This is a genomic window from Parasutterella sp. St.1A3, from assembly GCF_059728705.1.
On sequence record NZ_BAAGFK010000001.1, the window covers coordinates 1,139,147 to 1,154,973 of the forward strand.

At 47.7% G+C, this 15,827-nt stretch carries 16 protein-coding genes; 11 read left to right on the top strand and 5 right to left on the bottom strand.

Going from position 1 to position 15,827, the window contains the following annotated elements; all coding sequences use genetic code 11:
• Positions 1-62 precede the first annotated feature (62 nt).
• The 6 genes from AC6I1F_RS05315 (at position 63) to AC6I1F_RS05340 (ending at position 5,727) form a co-directional block, all read left to right on the top strand.
• Entirely contained in the window at positions 63-1,757 is a 1,695-nt protein-coding gene (locus AC6I1F_RS05315) for a zinc-binding metallopeptidase family protein (protein ID WP_497801629.1), read from the top strand.
• Positions 1,758-1,766: 9 nt separating this feature from the next.
• Positions 1,767-2,168 carry a peptidase dimerization domain-containing protein gene (locus AC6I1F_RS05320; protein WP_251450376.1) on the top strand — a complete coding sequence of 134 codons (402 nt, stop codon included), beginning with the start codon at positions 1,767-1,769 and terminating at the stop codon, positions 2,166-2,168.
• A gap of 115 nt (positions 2,169-2,283) precedes the next feature.
• Positions 2,284-2,979: a 7-cyano-7-deazaguanine synthase QueC gene (gene queC, locus AC6I1F_RS05325; RefSeq protein WP_251450384.1), complete on the top strand. Its 696-nt coding sequence runs from the start codon at positions 2,284-2,286 to the stop codon at positions 2,977-2,979.
• A 15-nt stretch (positions 2,980-2,994) separates the two neighbouring features.
• Positions 2,995-3,168, top strand: coding sequence for a hypothetical protein (locus AC6I1F_RS05330; protein WP_251450386.1), 174 nt, complete (start codon positions 2,995-2,997; stop codon positions 3,166-3,168).
• A 21-nt stretch (positions 3,169-3,189) separates the two neighbouring features.
• Positions 3,190-3,852, top strand: coding sequence for an EamA family transporter (locus tag AC6I1F_RS05335; protein WP_497801630.1), 663 nt, complete (start codon positions 3,190-3,192; stop codon positions 3,850-3,852).
• Positions 3,853-4,167: 315 nt separating this feature from the next.
• Entirely contained in the window at positions 4,168-5,727 is a 1,560-nt protein-coding gene (locus tag AC6I1F_RS05340; protein ID WP_251450390.1) for an FGGY-family carbohydrate kinase, read from the top strand.
• A gap of 60 nt (positions 5,728-5,787) precedes the next feature.
• Here the strand turns inward: AC6I1F_RS05340 and AC6I1F_RS05345 are convergent, their stop codons facing one another.
• From AC6I1F_RS05345 to AC6I1F_RS05355, 3 genes are all read right to left on the bottom strand, one after another.
• Entirely contained in the window at positions 5,788-6,201 is a 414-nt protein-coding gene (locus AC6I1F_RS05345) for a YolD-like family protein (RefSeq protein WP_251450392.1), read from the bottom strand.
• Entirely contained in the window at positions 6,198-7,706 is a 1,509-nt protein-coding gene (locus AC6I1F_RS05350) for a Y-family DNA polymerase (RefSeq protein ID WP_251450394.1), read from the bottom strand. Before AC6I1F_RS05350 ends, AC6I1F_RS05345 begins: the two co-directional genes overlap by 4 nt.
• A gap of 63 nt (positions 7,707-7,769) precedes the next feature.
• Positions 7,770-8,354: a LysE family transporter gene (locus AC6I1F_RS05355; protein ID WP_160335160.1), complete on the bottom strand. Its 585-nt coding sequence runs from the start codon at positions 8,352-8,354 to the stop codon at positions 7,770-7,772.
• Between the two features lie 124 nt (positions 8,355-8,478).
• Here AC6I1F_RS05355 and AC6I1F_RS05360 point away from each other — a divergent pair, with 124 nt between their 5' ends.
• The gene (locus tag AC6I1F_RS05360) at positions 8,479-8,718 is read left to right on the top strand and encodes a hypothetical protein (RefSeq protein ID WP_160335161.1); all 240 of its coding nucleotides are present in this window, start codon (positions 8,479-8,481) and stop codon (positions 8,716-8,718) included.
• Positions 8,719-8,751: 33 nt separating this feature from the next.
• Here the strand turns inward: AC6I1F_RS05360 and AC6I1F_RS05365 are convergent, their stop codons facing one another.
• Positions 8,752-9,153 (bottom strand): (deoxy)nucleoside triphosphate pyrophosphohydrolase, encoded by a 402-nt coding sequence (locus AC6I1F_RS05365; RefSeq protein WP_160335162.1) that lies wholly within the window; start codon positions 9,151-9,153, stop codon positions 8,752-8,754.
• 2 nt (positions 9,154-9,155) lie between these two features.
• A complete protein-coding gene (locus AC6I1F_RS05370) occupies positions 9,156-12,188 on the bottom strand; it encodes a DUF3427 domain-containing protein (protein ID WP_289168142.1) in 3,033 nt (1,010 codons plus the stop codon).
• Positions 12,189-12,799: 611 nt separating this feature from the next.
• Here AC6I1F_RS05370 and AC6I1F_RS05375 point away from each other — a divergent pair.
• From AC6I1F_RS05375 to AC6I1F_RS05390, 4 genes are all read left to right on the top strand, one after another.
• The gene (locus AC6I1F_RS05375) at positions 12,800-13,411 is read left to right on the top strand and encodes an HNH endonuclease (protein ID WP_160335164.1); all 612 of its coding nucleotides are present in this window, start codon (positions 12,800-12,802) and stop codon (positions 13,409-13,411) included.
• Positions 13,412-13,696: 285 nt separating this feature from the next.
• Positions 13,697-14,245: an NAD(P)H-dependent oxidoreductase gene (locus tag AC6I1F_RS05380; RefSeq protein ID WP_497801631.1), complete on the top strand. Its 549-nt coding sequence runs from the start codon at positions 13,697-13,699 to the stop codon at positions 14,243-14,245.
• Between the two features lie 98 nt (positions 14,246-14,343).
• Entirely contained in the window at positions 14,344-15,414 is a 1,071-nt protein-coding gene (locus AC6I1F_RS05385) for a C45 family autoproteolytic acyltransferase/hydrolase (protein ID WP_289172266.1), read from the top strand.
• 116 nt (positions 15,415-15,530) lie between these two features.
• On the top strand, positions 15,531-15,806 hold the full coding sequence (locus AC6I1F_RS05390; RefSeq protein WP_160335167.1) for a heavy-metal-associated domain-containing protein: 276 nt from the start codon (positions 15,531-15,533) through the stop codon (positions 15,804-15,806).
• The last annotated feature ends 21 nt before the right edge of the window (positions 15,807-15,827 follow it).

Here is a 15,827-nt window from a genome sequence, read left to right on the forward strand (position 1 = left end):
TTTAGCTTTTTTTACAGGCCTAGTAGAATGCCTGCATAACCGGTATTTACTAAGGAGGAACAATGCCGATGAAATATACCTTATTGGCCTCGCTGCTGGCGGCCGCGTGGACGGTTCAGGCCGCCGTGCCTGAGGTGAGCCCCCAGGCCGAGCAGTCAGCCGCTCAGATCAGCTCTGATCCGATTATGCAGAAAATATTAAAAGAGGCGATGAGCCCCGAGGGTCAGAAGTGGCGCTTTAACACGCAGATGGAAATTACGCGAATTGCTTCTCCTTCACGCAGCGAAATGCGTCGCCAGAAAGAAATCATGCGCCGCTTTGTTGAGGAGTGGGGCTTTACGCCTGAGGAAGTTGTCACACGCCTTGACGGTGTATTGCCAGGCGCGGGACTTCAAAAGGTTGACGGGCTTCCTGTGTACAACGCCTGTGTCCGTATCCCGGGTACCTACGCCTCTCAAAAGGATGCGCAGTCCTATAAAGGACAATTTCCGAAAGTTCTTCTTGAAGGCCACATTGATACGGTAAATCCGCCGGTTCTTCCGCCGGAGTCCTCGCCTTATATGCCGGTAAAGCTGCAGCCTTCTGCTCAGCAGCTCGTTAAGACGCCCAAAGAGCTTGAAGCGCTTGCGGATGAACTGCACTTTGATGAGAAGGGCAGAATCATTGAAGATGAAAACTACCGCAAAGCCTATAAGCGCTATCAGGATTACGAATCAGCTCAGAAAGAGGGCGCCTACAGAATTTATGTGCCGGGCTATAACGACGCGATGATCAACACCGCCGCTGTCATGCAGATGGCGTATCTCATGCACAAATACGGTGTTAAGCCGGTTTATGACGTTTGGGTCTGCGGGACCGTGGGTGAAGAAGGCAAAGGCAATCTTGCGGGCATGAAGCAGCTCTACGGCTATAACCAGGACACGGGCAAAGGCAATAATGCCCTTAACTTTGTAGCGAACGTGGGTGCGGACAGCACTTCTCCAAAATCGGGTACGGTCAATTATCTCGGTTCTTACCGTTTTGAAATCAAGTACACGGAACCGGCAGGCCTCAAAATTGACGCAAAAGGTCCTTCGGCAATGATGGCGATGTCACGTGCGATTGAGAGAATTTCGAATCTCAAAACATCGTGGGATGCCGATAAGAAAGCGGAAAGAACAACCTACACCGTGGGAGTCGGCAGCTGCGAACAGGCAAAACCCGGCGAGCGCAGTCAGTCCTGCACGCTGCTTGTGGATATGAGAAGCCCGACACCTGGACCGTTAAACGACATTCGCGCCAAGATCGAACCGGTCTTCCAAAAAGCGAGGGACGAGGAAAACGCTAAATTCGGGTTGAAGAATACGGATCCGAAAGCGGTGAAGATGGAACTGGTCTGGTTCGGAGATCGTCCCGCGCATCAGAGAAAGAACTACAACGACGGTGTAATGCAGGCGTATTGGCAGTCAGCTAAAACGGTCGGCATTGATGAAAGAAAAAAACTCAACGAGAGAGCTTCTTCTTTGAATGACAACGTTCCGGCCGCGGTCGGCGTACCCACCGTTAATATCAACGTCGGCACGAACGCAGGCGGTGGCGGCGGGCATGCCTGGTACGAATGGGGAATCCCCGGAAACGGCGAAGATGAAGGCAAACGTGTTTACCGCATGATTCTGATGGGACTGATGAACGCGGGCTTTAATACTTCTGACGGCAAAGTGGTTCAGCCGCTTGTCGGACCGATCGGAAACAGAACAACCGAAGACATTTATAAGTAGGAGACAGTTATGAAAAAATCTCTCATTCTTATCGCGCTCGGACTTTTTAGCGCGGGCGCTTCGGCTGCGACCTACGAAGTCTCGATCACAGGCCCCGGCGGACACTCCAACGGAAATTACGGCAACACAAATGCAGTCCATGCGGGCAGCAGAGCCGTTCTGCAGATAGAAAAACTGCTTCCATGCGCGTCGATGAGCAGCTTTAAAGGCGGCGCGACCGTAAACGCGATCGCTGCCGACGCCGCTTTTTTAGTGAACACCGACGGCTGCGGCGCAAACGTGCTTGAGACACTGACTCAGGCGGTTAAAGCGGGCGTTGATCTCGAAAACAATTTCCGAGGTGTTAAACCGGGCGACATGGTCCGCGGATTCCCTGCCGACATCAAGTTCAGCATTAAAGAGCTGAAGTAAGACCTTTAAAAGTCTTGCTGACGAAAGGCGAAGGCCCTAAAAAAGTGGGCTTTCGCCTATTTAGTTTGTAATGAAGGTCTAAAATTTCCGCTGAGTTTCATAGGAGTATTTCATCGTGAAAGCAGTAGTTCTGAGCAGCGGCGGAGTGGACAGCACAACATGCGTCGCAATGGCGGTCAACGAACTCGGTTCCGCAAATGTCGTCACACTTTCCTTCAAGTACGGTCAAAGGCACGAGAAGGAGCTGGAAAGTGCGCAAAAGATTGCCGACTTCTACGGTTTGGCGCATTACGTATACGATTTAACGTCCATTTTTGCTTACAGCGACTGCTCGCTGCTTTCTTCGAGCAAAGAGAAGCCGGAGCATATGAGTTACGCCGATCAGATCGCGCGTGACGGAGAAGGCAAAGTCTCGACTTATGTACCGTTTAGAAACGGACTGATGCTGTCGGCGGCAGCCGCGCTGGCCCAGTCGCTCTATCCGGAAGAAGAATGCGGCATCTGGATCGGCGCGCATGCCGATGATGCGGCGGGCAACGCATATGCGGACTGCTCTGTCGCCTTTAACGAGTCCATGGGACGCGCGATCAGCATCGGCACCTATGAGCTGGTGAAGCTTCATGCGCCGCTTAATCGTCTGAACAAAGCTCAGGTGGTCGCTGAGGGCTTAAAACTCGGCGTTCCGTATGATCTTACCTGGTCCTGTTATGAAGGCGGGGAGAAGGCGTGCGGCAAATGCGCGACCTGTATTGATCGTCTTGCCGCGTTCCGTGCCAACGGATGTGAAGATCCGATTGACTATGAGGACTGATGAGTTCAGCAGCGCTTGCCTTGGTGGTTCTGGCCGCGGTGCTTCACGCGCTGGAACTTCGTTTCTAAAAAGAGCGCAGCCGGCTCTGAATTTGTTCTTCTGTACGAAATCTTTGCGCTTCTGATTTACTTTCCGCTTTTGTTTTTTGCGGACTTCAATAAGCTCACACGCCTGCCGATCGAAGGGTGACTGCTGATTGTATTAAGCGCTTTGCTGCATGTCATATACACGGTTGTGTTGCAGACCGGCTACCGAAAGGCGGATTACTTCGTGGTGTATCCGACCGCGAGAGGGACGGGACCCGCGCTGACGGCTTTAGTGGCGGTCTGTGTTTTTGGAGAGGAGCTTTCCGCGCTCGGCGTCATCGGGATTTGCGCAGTCCTTGCCGGTATTGTGTTTTTAGCGATGCCGAACAAGGACAAGACGATTAAAGGCGGTTTGGGAAGCGGTGTGTTCTGGGGGCTTTTAACCGGATTCTTCATCGCTTCTTATTCCAGTCTGGACGGGTTTGCGATTCAGCTTCTCGGAATGGCGCCCCTTATCTATTACGTGCCCGGAATGTTTGTCCGTCTGCTTTTTCTTGGGCCGTCGGTTTTACTGCGCCCGTCTGCTAGAGCGGCCTTTAAGGAAGATCTGCAGAAGCGCTGGAAATACGCGCTCTTTATCGGCGCGGCTCATCCTGCCGCATACCTGCTGGTACTCTTTGCGCTGCTGTATGCGCCGCTGGCTTATGTCGCACCGACTCGAGAGATTTCGATGCTGCTTGCGCTTTTCATTGGCGCGGCGGCCCTAAAAGAAAAAATCACCGCGCATAAGATTTTTTGGGTGGTCTGTATGCTTGCGGGCGTCATTCTGCTCGCGCTCGCGAAGTGAGCGGCTCCGGCAGCACCGATAGACGCTTAGAAGGACGATTATTTTTTGTTGTCCTGTTCCCTGATTGTCTGCGAGATAATTGAGCCAATTTTTTGCACGTCGAATGAGCGGCTGACAGACTTTGAATCGGCAAAGATCTGCGGTGTGAACTGATAGAAAAAAGTTAAGGCGCTGAGCGGATTTGAATGACTAAAGCGCAGACCAAACTCGGATAAACGCTCATACACTTGTAAATAAAGTGATTCGGTGTGTACCATAACGCAGGTAGATTGATGAAAATCCAATACCTCAAACGCATGGGAAAAGGAGCAGCGGATGCCAAAGCTTTATCTCGGATTTGACGCCGGTACACAGAGTGTGAAAGTCTCGGTGTATGACGAAAACCTCAATAATCTGACCTCTCAGAGTCTTCCTACGATTCTTCGCTATCCGAATCCCGGCTGGGTAGAAATGGATCTGGATGAATTTCTGGATATCACCATTCGATGCATCAAGCGCTGTACGGAAGACATTAAGGCGCTCGGCTACGATCCCAAAGACATTCGGGCCGTGATGGGCGACGGCATTATCTGCGGTATTGCGGGCGTTAATGAAGAGGGCGACGCGATCACGCCTTACGTGAACTATCTGGATACCAGAACCGAAGAGGACGTTCGCTATATCAATTCTCTGGACTTGGATATTTGGAATAAAGAAACCGGCAACCCTCAGTCCTCGACTATGTTCCCGGCAATGTTTGCGCGCTGGTTCCTGAAAAACAGCACCAAGTTCCAGCAGCAGGGCGTTAAGTTCATGCACAACGCGCCGTATATCCTCGCGCATCTCGCGGGGCTTAAGGGCAAGGACGCGTTTATTGACTGGGGCGCCATGTCCGGCTGGGGTATGGGCTACAACGTCATGAAAAAAGAGTGGTCGGACGAGCAGCTTGAGATTCTCGGCATTGATAAGCGCTATATGCCGCGTATTGTGAAGCCCTGGGACATCATCGGGCATCTGACGCCCGAGATGGCAGAAAAAACCGGTCTTGCCGCGGGTACACCGATTTGCGGCGGCGCGGGCGACACCATGCAGTCCATGATCGGCTCCGGCAACTACGAAGCAGGCAAGGGCGTGGACGTCGCAGGTACCTGCGCGATGTTCTGTGTCTCTACAAAAGGGATTATTCCGGAGCTCAGCCAAAAGGGTATGAATCTCATCTTTAATTCCGGATCTCTTCCCGATACCTATTTCTATTGGGGCATGATCCGCACCGGCGGTCTTGCGCTCAGATGGTTTAAGGATTCGGTCTGCCACAAGGCGAACGACGCGGTCTATTACACGGATCTGAGCGAGCGGGCAGCTAAAGTCCCCGCCGGTTCCAACGGTGTACTCTTTGTTCCGTATCTGACGGGCGGACAGGATGAGAACGCGAAGAAGTGCGGATGTTTTCTCGGACTGACGCTTGAAGACGATCAGGCGGTGATGTGGCGCTCTGTTCTGGAGTCCATCGGATACGACTACATGGAGATCTGCGACTATTACAGAGCGGCCGGTGTCAATCTTGACCGTATTACCGTGACGGAAGGCGGAAGCCGCGACTCGCTGTGGAATCAGATTAAATCCGACATGCTGGACGCGGAAGTCGTGCGCTATAAGAACAAAGGCGGCGCGGTCGTGACGAACTGCCTCTTTGCCGCTTATGCCGCCGGAGACGTGAAGGAGATTATTACGGAACTTGAGAAGATTCTGGTGGTTGATGAAGAATATGCGCCGCGCGAAGAAAAAACCAAGCTTTACAGAGAAGTTTACGGCGTTCAGAAAAAGCTCATTAAGGAAGAAATGAATGAAGCTTTTGCTGAGCTGTGGCGCGTTAAGAAGATTCTGAAACCGGAATAACCGCTTTTTTGAATTTCTGATTAGAATCCCGCCGAGATGAAAGTCTTTGGCGGGATTGTCTTATTCTTCAGGACTTTTAAGGATTTCGATTGCGCGGATATGCTGCGCGTAAATCTTTAGTCCGCTCTGTAGTGTGACGACGCCTGTGTATTCATCAAACTTTTTGATTTGCCCGATGAGTTCTTCGGTGACGCCGCCTTCTTTCAGGGGGTCAGGCCTAAAGATAGTGAAGCGCACACGGCTGCTCGGATCGGAAAGCGTGTCGCTCAGGCGCTGATTCAGCTCTTCCAACGCCTGCTCATCGAGTTCGAGCGGTTTATCGACAAATCTGGACGCTTCGCTGATGCAGTCATCGTACCCGGTCAGAGCCGCAAACGGCGCGAACTGTGCCGCGCGTTTGGCGCGTTCCATCGGCCGATGACGTTTAGAGACAGGCCGATCAAGATGAATGATGTCGTCGTAGGGGCCGCTCACGCTTTATGTCCTCCGATTTGGTTGTTGCGCAGCTGTCCGGTCGCGCCTTCTTCGAGGTTCATGCCCTTAATCAGCGCGTTTTTACCGAACTTCTCCCGCACAGCGAGGATGGCTTTGCGGACTTTATCTTCTTTTTCTTCCTGAGCACTGGTCTTTTGCGGCGCCGGTCCTTCGTCGAAACTTCCGAAAAGATCGAGCTGAGCTTCCGAGTCCTGCGTTTTTTGTTCCGACTCTTCCGTGATGACAGCCGATATGTTGATTCTGCGCACCAGGAGGATCGGATTGACAATACGATTAAAGAGATCTTCGGCCGCTTTACGGATGAGAACCGAGGAAGAGGTCGCATAGTCCAAATTAATGGTTCCGTGCGTAGCCTTCGGGACACTCCTTCCATAGTTATCGGTTTTAATTTCTCCGTGATAGCGGGAGCGGATGCTCGGATTGGTCAGATTTTCGATATCGTAGCCGACGGTTAAGACGAGCTTTGCCGTTTTAAGGTTTTTGGCGAGAAGATCGAATCCGAGCGAATCAGCCATTTCCCTTGTGACAAGGAGCGCTTTTTCGTTCGTATAAGGGTCTTGGAGCACTTGCCCCGAGCCCACGCTTTTTCCCTCAGGCCGATACGCTTTGATTTCCGCGATCGTGCACGGTTCATAACCCCAGGCATGATCAATGAGAAGTTCGGCGTTAACGCCGAAGAGCCGGTAGAGGAGTTCTTCATTTGCGAGAGAGCAGCGCGCGATATCGCCCATCGTGAAGATGCCGTATTTTTCGAGCGATCGGGCGTAGCCCGCGCCGACGCGCCAAAAATCTCTCAGCGGCCGATGAGACCAGAGGTTTTGTCTGTAGCTCTCAACCGTGAGTTCCGCGATACGCACTCCGTCCTTATCCGCTTCGATATGCTTTGCCATGATATCCATCGCGATCTTAGCGAGATAGAGATTGGGGCCGATGCCGCCCGTCGCGGTGATCCCGGTACGGGCAAGCACACGCCGGATAAGTTTCATTGTGAGGTCGTGTGCGCTCAGGGCATAGGTTTCCAAGTACGGCGTAATGTCGATAAACACTTCGTCAATAGAGTACACATGGATATCTTCGGCCGCGATCAGTTCAAGGTAGGTCTCATAGATTTTTGTACTGGTTTTAATGTACTGCGCCATTTGCGGCGGTGCGATCACAAATGAGAGTTCCTTTGTCGGGTCGGAGGCGTACTCTTTAAAGCTTTCGGTTTTGCCGCTGAAAGGTTTGCCTTTAAGCGCGGCTCTGCGCTGAGCGTTAATGGCTTTGACTCTGGCTTCTACTTCAAAGAGGCGGGGCCTGCTGCTGACGCCTAATGATTTTAGGGCCGGTGAGACAGCCAGGCAGATAGTTTTAGAAGTGCGGGTCGGATCCGCGACAACCAGCATCGCATCCAGCGGATCTAAGTTTCTTTGGAAACACTCGACGGAGGCGTAAAAGGACTTCAAGTCAATGGCGGCATAGACCTTTTGGCTGTGTTCCTTCATTTTCTGCTCCGATAGTGGTTTGAATTGATTATATCTGCGGAGCAGAAAAAGGCGATTAGGGAATTAGATCCAAAGGCATACCGCGCAGAAGATTAAAGATACTGCGAGGACGGTGTTGATGAGTTTGGTGTATTTGGCGAAAAGGGAGGCCGCGATTGAGCCGAATCCCGACCACACCAAGTTGCAGCTTGTTCCGCAGATTGCGATGAATGTCGCGAAGAAAACCAAAGCTTCCCAGGACTGGTAATAGGGCAGAACAAACATCTGCAGCGACATAATGGCAGAGACAAAGACCTTCACGTTAACGAACTGCAGGAAGAGGCCGGAGAAGTAAGCCTGTCCTTTTTTGGGTTCTACGGCGTTGGTGTTATAGGTTGCCTGACAGATTTTCCAAGCGAGCCAAAGCAGGTACAGAGTACCGAGGATCAGCATCGGCATCATGATGCCCGGGATCAGCTCATTGAGTTTTGCGCAGAAAAAAGCGCACAGGTTGGTAATGATGCAGAAGCCTGTGAGTACGCCCGCATTAAAGAAAAGCGTCTTCTTAAAGCCAACTCTAAGTCCGAGCGACATCGACATGATGTTGTTCGGTCCGGGCGTGATAGAAGTCACGAACGTATAAAGAAGAAAAGAGGCCCAAGGGAACATGGCAATGAGGTTTTAAAAGTCTGTAGTTTAATTAGCGGGCTTTATGCCCATTTCTGTCGAAAATTATACGGGCTCCAATCTCAGATTTTTTATACTTCGAAGAATCAATTAAGGAGCTTTAACGATGAGCGACAGAATCAGTTATAAGGAAAAGGAAGAGCTTCCGGACTCTGTTTTCGGGCTTCCGGAAAGAAGAGAATATCCGATGCCGGATGCGGCGCATGTACGCGCCGCGGAAGCGTATTTCAGATATTGTCCCGAGGAGCTTAAGCCTAAGCTTGCCAAAGCGATTCTCAAGCGTGCCAAACAGTTTGGCGTCGACATTGAAAGTCCGACAGTTCTGAGTTACGCCTCTGAAGCCTGATGAAAGGGCCGCATAAGTGCGGCCCGAATCGTTTTAGTGATTTTTTCCTGCAAGGTACTCTTTGAGTTTTTCCGCGACTTCGACGTCAGCGGGGAGCCAATCCACGGTTTCCAGTTCACTAGGCAGCAGCCACTTAGCCGCTTCATGCTCGGTGAGGAGGATGTGTCCAGAGACGATAGACGAGATAAAGCAGTGCATGGTTAAGTGGAATTTCGGGTAATCGTAATCCACGGTGACCAGCAGTTTTTCGGGTTTGATTTCTACCTCGAGTTCTTCTTTGATTTCGCGGATGATTGCGTCTTCAGCGGTTTCGCCCGGTTCCATTTTGCCGCCGGGGAACTCCCAGCCGTCTTTGAATTCACCATAGCCACGTTGTGTGGCTAGAATCTTGCCATCGTGATGGATGATCGCGGCAACTACTTCAATTGTCTTCAAAACTATTCTCCAGTGATGTAGTCGTAGATATCACTTCTTACGGCTGTCTCTAACTTGTACCTGATTTTAAACGCATTGTCCTTTTTTTCTGGTTGAGATTTGCTTTGAAGTAGGATCTTCTCAGGTTGACCTTCAGCTTCAATTTCACCAAGGAAATAGAACAATTTTGCCTCTTGATCTTCTTTGTTCTTCCTAACGAACAAGAAAATCCGATTATCCTTGTTTTCTGGCTTTCTCTTGTAAATGCGATCCGCATCTGGGGAGTCTACCGATCGTTTTGTCTTGGAGATCGCTACCAGTAGCCGATCGGATTCGAAATGATCTTCGTAGGCGATTGCATCGTCATCTTTGCGATAGTTGACGAATACGGGGAAAGTTTTAGTGGCGGCATCGTACTTATAGCCACCGATGTTTTGACCATTTAGGTTCTTTGGCCAATTTAACAAGCGGCAAGTATCTGCATATGAATAGGTTTCATAGAGGACCAGACTTGTATCTTTGTAGCGATACTTAAATTTAGCCAAATAACGTTGCTTGGCAAAGTCGATTATCTGCTGGATTTGATCATTAAACTCTTTACTTTGCTCTAAGGCTCGCCTGAATTTCTCAGTTACAGAAAAATCATCAGAACCCGTTCGTTCAACGACAGCCCAATTAACAGTTTGGTTTCTTTCGGCTTCTGTAATCGCAAACTGACCAGAGAGCACAAGAAATACGTTGTTGATTAGATCGTCGGATGCGTCAATTTTCCAGAGATCTTTTAGCTTAGACGTTAATCCTGAGCGTAACTTCTCTCCTGGCTTGGCTTCAACTACAAGTTCAAGAAGAACAGCTTCGGCGATGCGTTTTGCGTCGGCTACACGGATGGACAAGAAATTTAAGAACTCGATTTGTTCCTGATCCAGCACAAAAGGAAGATTTTCTTTCGCTGCGTGGACAAGGAAGTTGTAATAAGACAGCAACTGCTTATTTTGAAAGATTTTTAATGGAGTGATTGCGTTATGCTCGGCAAATTCAACAAGACGAGGAATTCGACCGAGCTTATGGCGCAGAATGTTGTAGGATTCTTTTATCAATCCAATTGAATTTGTTTTGGCTCTATCAATTGAATTGAGAATTTGTTGTTTGACTTGCTCTTCGAATTCTACGGTTGAGGCACCAGGGATGATCTTTGTACCACTACCAATGTATTTGCGCATTGACTCTTTCTGATAAGAGTTATCACCAGAAAGTGCGATGGGAATGAGGTAGTTCTTTTCGTAGTTTGCGATGAAGTCGATAACGACAACATAATCTTTATCTTTCGCCTTTCTCAATCCACGACCTAATTGCTGGATGAAGATAATTGAACTTTCGGTCGGGCGTAACAGCAAAACTTGGTTGATTTCAGGAATGTCGATACCTTCGTTGAAAATATCGACAGTAATAATGTAATCCAGCGCTAACTGGTCATCTACATCACTTACCAGTCTCTGAATAGCAATATCGCGTTCTTGCTGCGAGTTTTTCCCCGAGAGTGCAAGGGTTCGTTTCCCTTGTTTATTCAGTTCAATTTCTAGGGCTTTTGCTTCATCGTTTCTGGAACAGAAAATTAGCCCTTTAACTCGTTTTCCGGAGAATCCGTAGTCGTGCGCAGCTCGTAGAACATGCTTAACTCGCTCCTTAAATTCGAGACAATTAAATTCGGAGAGCTCTGAGAAAGGTTTGTTATTAACTGTGAGATCCGATATTCCGTAGTAGTGAAAGGGACATAGGAGATCTTCGTTCAAGGCATCTTGCAGACGAATTTCATAGGCGATGTTGTGATCAAACAGACTGTAAATATCTTCACCATCAGTTCTATCAGGACTTGCAGTCATGCCTAACCAAAATTCGGGCTTAAAGTGCTCCATGATTTTTTTGTAGGACTTAGCGCCAGCTCTGTGAACCTCATCAATGATGATGACGTCAAAATAGTTAGCATCGATATTTTTATAAACAATATCCTGACTTATTGTTTGGATGGTAGCGAACGTGAAATCGTTGTCTAGCTTTTTCCCATTGCCGGTTAACAAGCCATATGTCTTATTGGCACCGTTTATTCTTTTGAAGCTCCGCAACGCTTGCTTTGCAATTTGTTCTCTATGCACGACAAACAATATTTTTTTGGGAGACTTACGGATAACGGAATCTTTTGGCCAATCTGAAGGTTTCAAGTTCATTAAATGGCGAATCGCAAATGCCGCTGCAAAGGTTTTACCCGTGCCTGTGGCAGAAATGAGCATGGCTCTGGTTTCGCCGTGGATGTAGTAGTTGGTTAGGTTCTTAATGAAAGGCTTCTGCATTGTATTTGGATAAAGCCGAGTCGTAGGCTCAGCATTTCCAGAATTTTTCAGCAATTCGCGAGCTGCGCGTTCGTCCTTTTTCTTTTTTTCGTATTCGACCGTGTAGTCGTCTAACACCTTTTCAAGGTCATGGCTTTGGGAACAGTTCCATAACTCATTAAATTCGTGCTCCAAGCTGCTGATAAACTCGCCGTCCTTTTTAGATACCAGTCGAACGTTCCATTCTTTTGTTGAAGATAAAGCGTCCTGGGTAAGGTTGGAGCTTCCAATAATGGCTGTGGTTTTATCTTTATGGTGGAAGATAAAGCCTTTTGTATGGAACTTTTGTTGCTCCTCGCATCGGAACATTTTTATTTTTATATTCTTGAATTCGGATAGCCTGCCTAGGGCGGATGGTTGTGTAAAGAGGTTATAGTCCGTTGTGAGAATTCTCCCAGGCACTCCCTTTTCTTCAAGAGTTCTCAGAGTTTTATAAAGAAGTTGCCTTCCGGCATCCGTGATGAACGCTACGCTGAAGTCAAAAGACTCGCAGCCCTCAAGTTCTTTAATGATTTCAGAAACTATTTTTTTTACAGAATGAGTCTGATCACCTTTTTGGTTAAACAGTAATTGAACGCGTAAAAGGGGATCGGAATCAATAAATCCCTTTGAGATAAAAGAGGTCTTAAGTGCCTCTACTAAATCATTGTCGGATAGTTTGATTTTTGGCATACGAAGGTCTTTCAGCTTTTTTCATATCTTAACCGGAAAGAGGTGGTAAAACCCCGATGACAAGGTTATTGGTGGCTTTTTAATTGGATAAAATGAAGTCGCCTTAATAGTCTAAAAAAGCTATGAGACTAGAATTGTATGATCCGCTGGGTGGGATATTTTGCATATAAGATCCTTGAGGAGAGCCTTTTAACAGAGGTGTTTTGCATTGAAATAAAAGAGATACTCTCAAATTCCTGTTGAATGGTTCGACGTGAGAAGTGTATCTAAAGATGCAAATCTTAAAATGTAACGGAACGATTTATATTGGTCCCTTAAATTGGAGAAAGAATATGAAGAGGTTTACTGGTAGAAGAACTCTCACTATTTTGGAAGGGGAGCAAATTGTTGAATTCCTCTATAAGAGGGATACTCTTTAGAGAACTTAACAAATTATCAGAGTTTAGAGGGAAAGGTCTCCCATCGTTGTCGATTGAAAACAATGGGAAAAAAGCAGCCCCGTATGTAGGAAAGTGGCAAAAAAATCGTAACGCTAAGATTGTGTTTGAATTTTTAACTAATTCAGTCTATTTTCAACCAATTTTTTTGATATAAGAAATGAGTTAAATACCTTGCAGTTCGTAGATGAGCTGCGCTTGAACTCTAACCTTGTGGATTTTCCTGTCAAACCTGGGCACTCATCAAATTGTGGTGCAAAAGCTAAATTTTCAGATGTCGAAGCTTTTACACGAGGACTGGATAAATCACTTGAATTATTTTGTCATCAAGCTGAAAAATCCAGTCAAGAGAAAAATACAAGAAATGTAGTTAATGGGAACGTTACTTCTGGAAGCAAAGGAATCGAAGAAAAAGAAGATTTAAACTTAAACCCCAGCGACGACTATGTGACAGCAGTAGTAGAAGGAGGAAAAAAGAAGCTATTCACTTATAGTTATGAAAGGAATAACCAGCTTCGAAAGCAAGCGCTGAGAAAGTATGGCTATAAGTGTGCAGCCTGCGGTTTTAGTTTTGAATCGTTTTACGGACCAGAGCTCGGCGAAAACTTCATTGAGGTTCATCACATTGTTCCGGTGTCAGAAGGTGAACGTGAAAATGACTACACAAATCTGAGACCTATGTGTTCGAACTGCCACCGAATGATTCATCGCCTTTATCGTGAACTTGAGCCTAAGGACTATAAGCGCGCAATTGAAATCCTGACTTCAAAAATTAAGAAACCTTAATAGTCTCAATTAAATAGAGTACATCGGCAGATATATTCAATTTGTCGACAGAAGATGTGCGTCAGAGGCCGTAGTGCCTTTCCGACGCACTCGCTTATCAGAGTAGATTCAGCACAGCCGGTCGGTTTGCCGCATATCGCACATCGGGTCTTTGAACACATTAAAGCCCGCTTTAACCGATCAAAAAATACAAGAAGAAACTGCGTGACCAAAACGGTAAATTCCAAATCTGAGAGCCTCGGATTCCTGTAAAAATAAAACAGCAATATTGGAGGTAGGAAGAACATGAGTAATGCCTTAATTGTTATTGGTCATCCGTATTGGAAGGATTCTGTTGCCAACCGTGCCATTCTTGAAGAACTTCAAAAGCTTCGTCCGCAAATTAAAATCTCGAACCTGATTGAACTTTATCCGGATTTCGATATCGATATAGAGGCGGAACAACGCAAGCTCATTGAGGCGGATACGGTGGTCTGGCAGTTCCCGCTCATGTGGTACAGCTGTCCGTCCATTATGCGCAGATACCTCGAAGGCGTGCTTAGTTACGGCTTTGCTTATGGTTCCTCCGGTTCAAAGCTTGAGAATAAACGTCTTATCGCATCGATCACGACCGGAGTAAAACAATCGGTGTACGAGGGCGGAATACTTGGATTCAGCGCAGAGGATTTATTTAAGCCGCTGGCGCAGGTCGTAAAAATGTGCTCTATGCTCTGGGAACCGCCTCAGGTCACTTTTGGTTTAAATTCAGCCGGAGCCAAAGGCGACGAAATCAAGCTCGAAGAGATTCGAATCAGGTGTCGGGAACACGCTCGCCTGCTGAGTGAGCGTCTCTGACAGGGTCTCCCGGTGCTCACACTGCGCAAGTGGGATATTTACTTGCGGGGTGTTTGAGCCTAGCATGGTTAAGTATAAAAACACCCGATGGAAGCGCTATGAAGCCTCAGCATATATACATCGAACTCTCCGGAACATCCCGGGAAATCGGACTGAAATACGGTCGTGAAGCCAAGGAAATGATTCACCGTAATTTGGCTTTCTACAGAACATTTTTTAAAGAATATGCTCGAATGGAATGGATTGAAGCGAAGCAGCTTGCTCAGAGTTTCATCTTTCTGATCCAGAACAGCGCACCTGATTTGCTTGATGAAATGCATGCCGTGGCAGAGGGCGCCGGCGTATCTTTTGAAGACATTCTCACGCTTAACTGCCGAAGCGAGGTGATTTTTGCAAGACCGGACGGCTGCAGTTTCGTAGGCTTCCTTAGCGAACACGGAAAAGACGGCCATGTATACATGGGTCAGACATGGGACTGGCTGATTCCTGCCGTTGAAAATGTTTGCGTTTTAAAAATCCAAAAAGAGGGCAAACCTGATCAGTTGATTGCGGTTGAAGCGGGCATGATTGGCGGTAAAGGCCTTAACTCTCATGGAATCGGTGTTTGTTTAAACGCCCTGAGTGTGGGCAAAGGCAAAATCGGTATGCCGCTTCATGTTCTGTATCGAATGATTCTCAATACGAATAAAGCGAGCGACGCTATCGAAGCCGTTGCACAGTGCGATAGGGCAGGCGCCGGTAATTTTGATATCGGTACGGCCTCGGACTATCTATTTGCGCTGGAATACACACCGGATAATTTCGATGTGATCATGAGCGAGGGAGAGCCGCTCTGCCATACGAATCACTATCTTTCTCCGCTCTTTGCGGCGCAGGATACATTCAAGCGTGACTTGACCGATACCTTCATGCGCTACAACACGCTGAGAAGAGAAGTAAAAAAAGTGAACTATCCGGTGGACGAGAAGACCTTATTTGGAATTCTTTCGTCTCACCAGAATTTCCCGGATTCAGTTTGCTCTCATGAAGATCCGAGAGATCCGAAGTACAAACGCTTCTGCACAATTTACGGCATCGTCATGGACTTAACCGCCCGCAGAATTTGGATTACGGACGGCCGTCCCTGTGAAGGCAAAATCGCTACATACGCACTGACAAAAGAAGTCTGATCCTTTGTTGTCAGAAGTAAAAAGCCGGGCTCGTCCCGGTTTTTTATTAGGGCAGAGGTTGACAACTAATTGATTATGATTATCATTTGATAAATATTCAGTCAAATGAGGCGGTTATGTATAGAACAACGGTAATCATCGACGGCATGCATTGCCCTATGTGTGAGTCACAAGTTAAGGGCCTGATTAGAAAGCTCTATCCCAATGCCTCTCTTTCTGCCGCTCATAAAAAAGGACTGCTTAGTATCGAATATCCGTTTATTCCGAGTCAGGCGGAAATTAAGAAAGCTTTGGAATCAGGAGGTTACCAAGTAAAGAGCTTCAGTACGGAGAAATTTGAGAAAAAGCCGAGTTTGTTCGCAAGACTGTTCCATTCATTTAAAACGGCCTGATCTTTAATTTTCAGTCCTCTT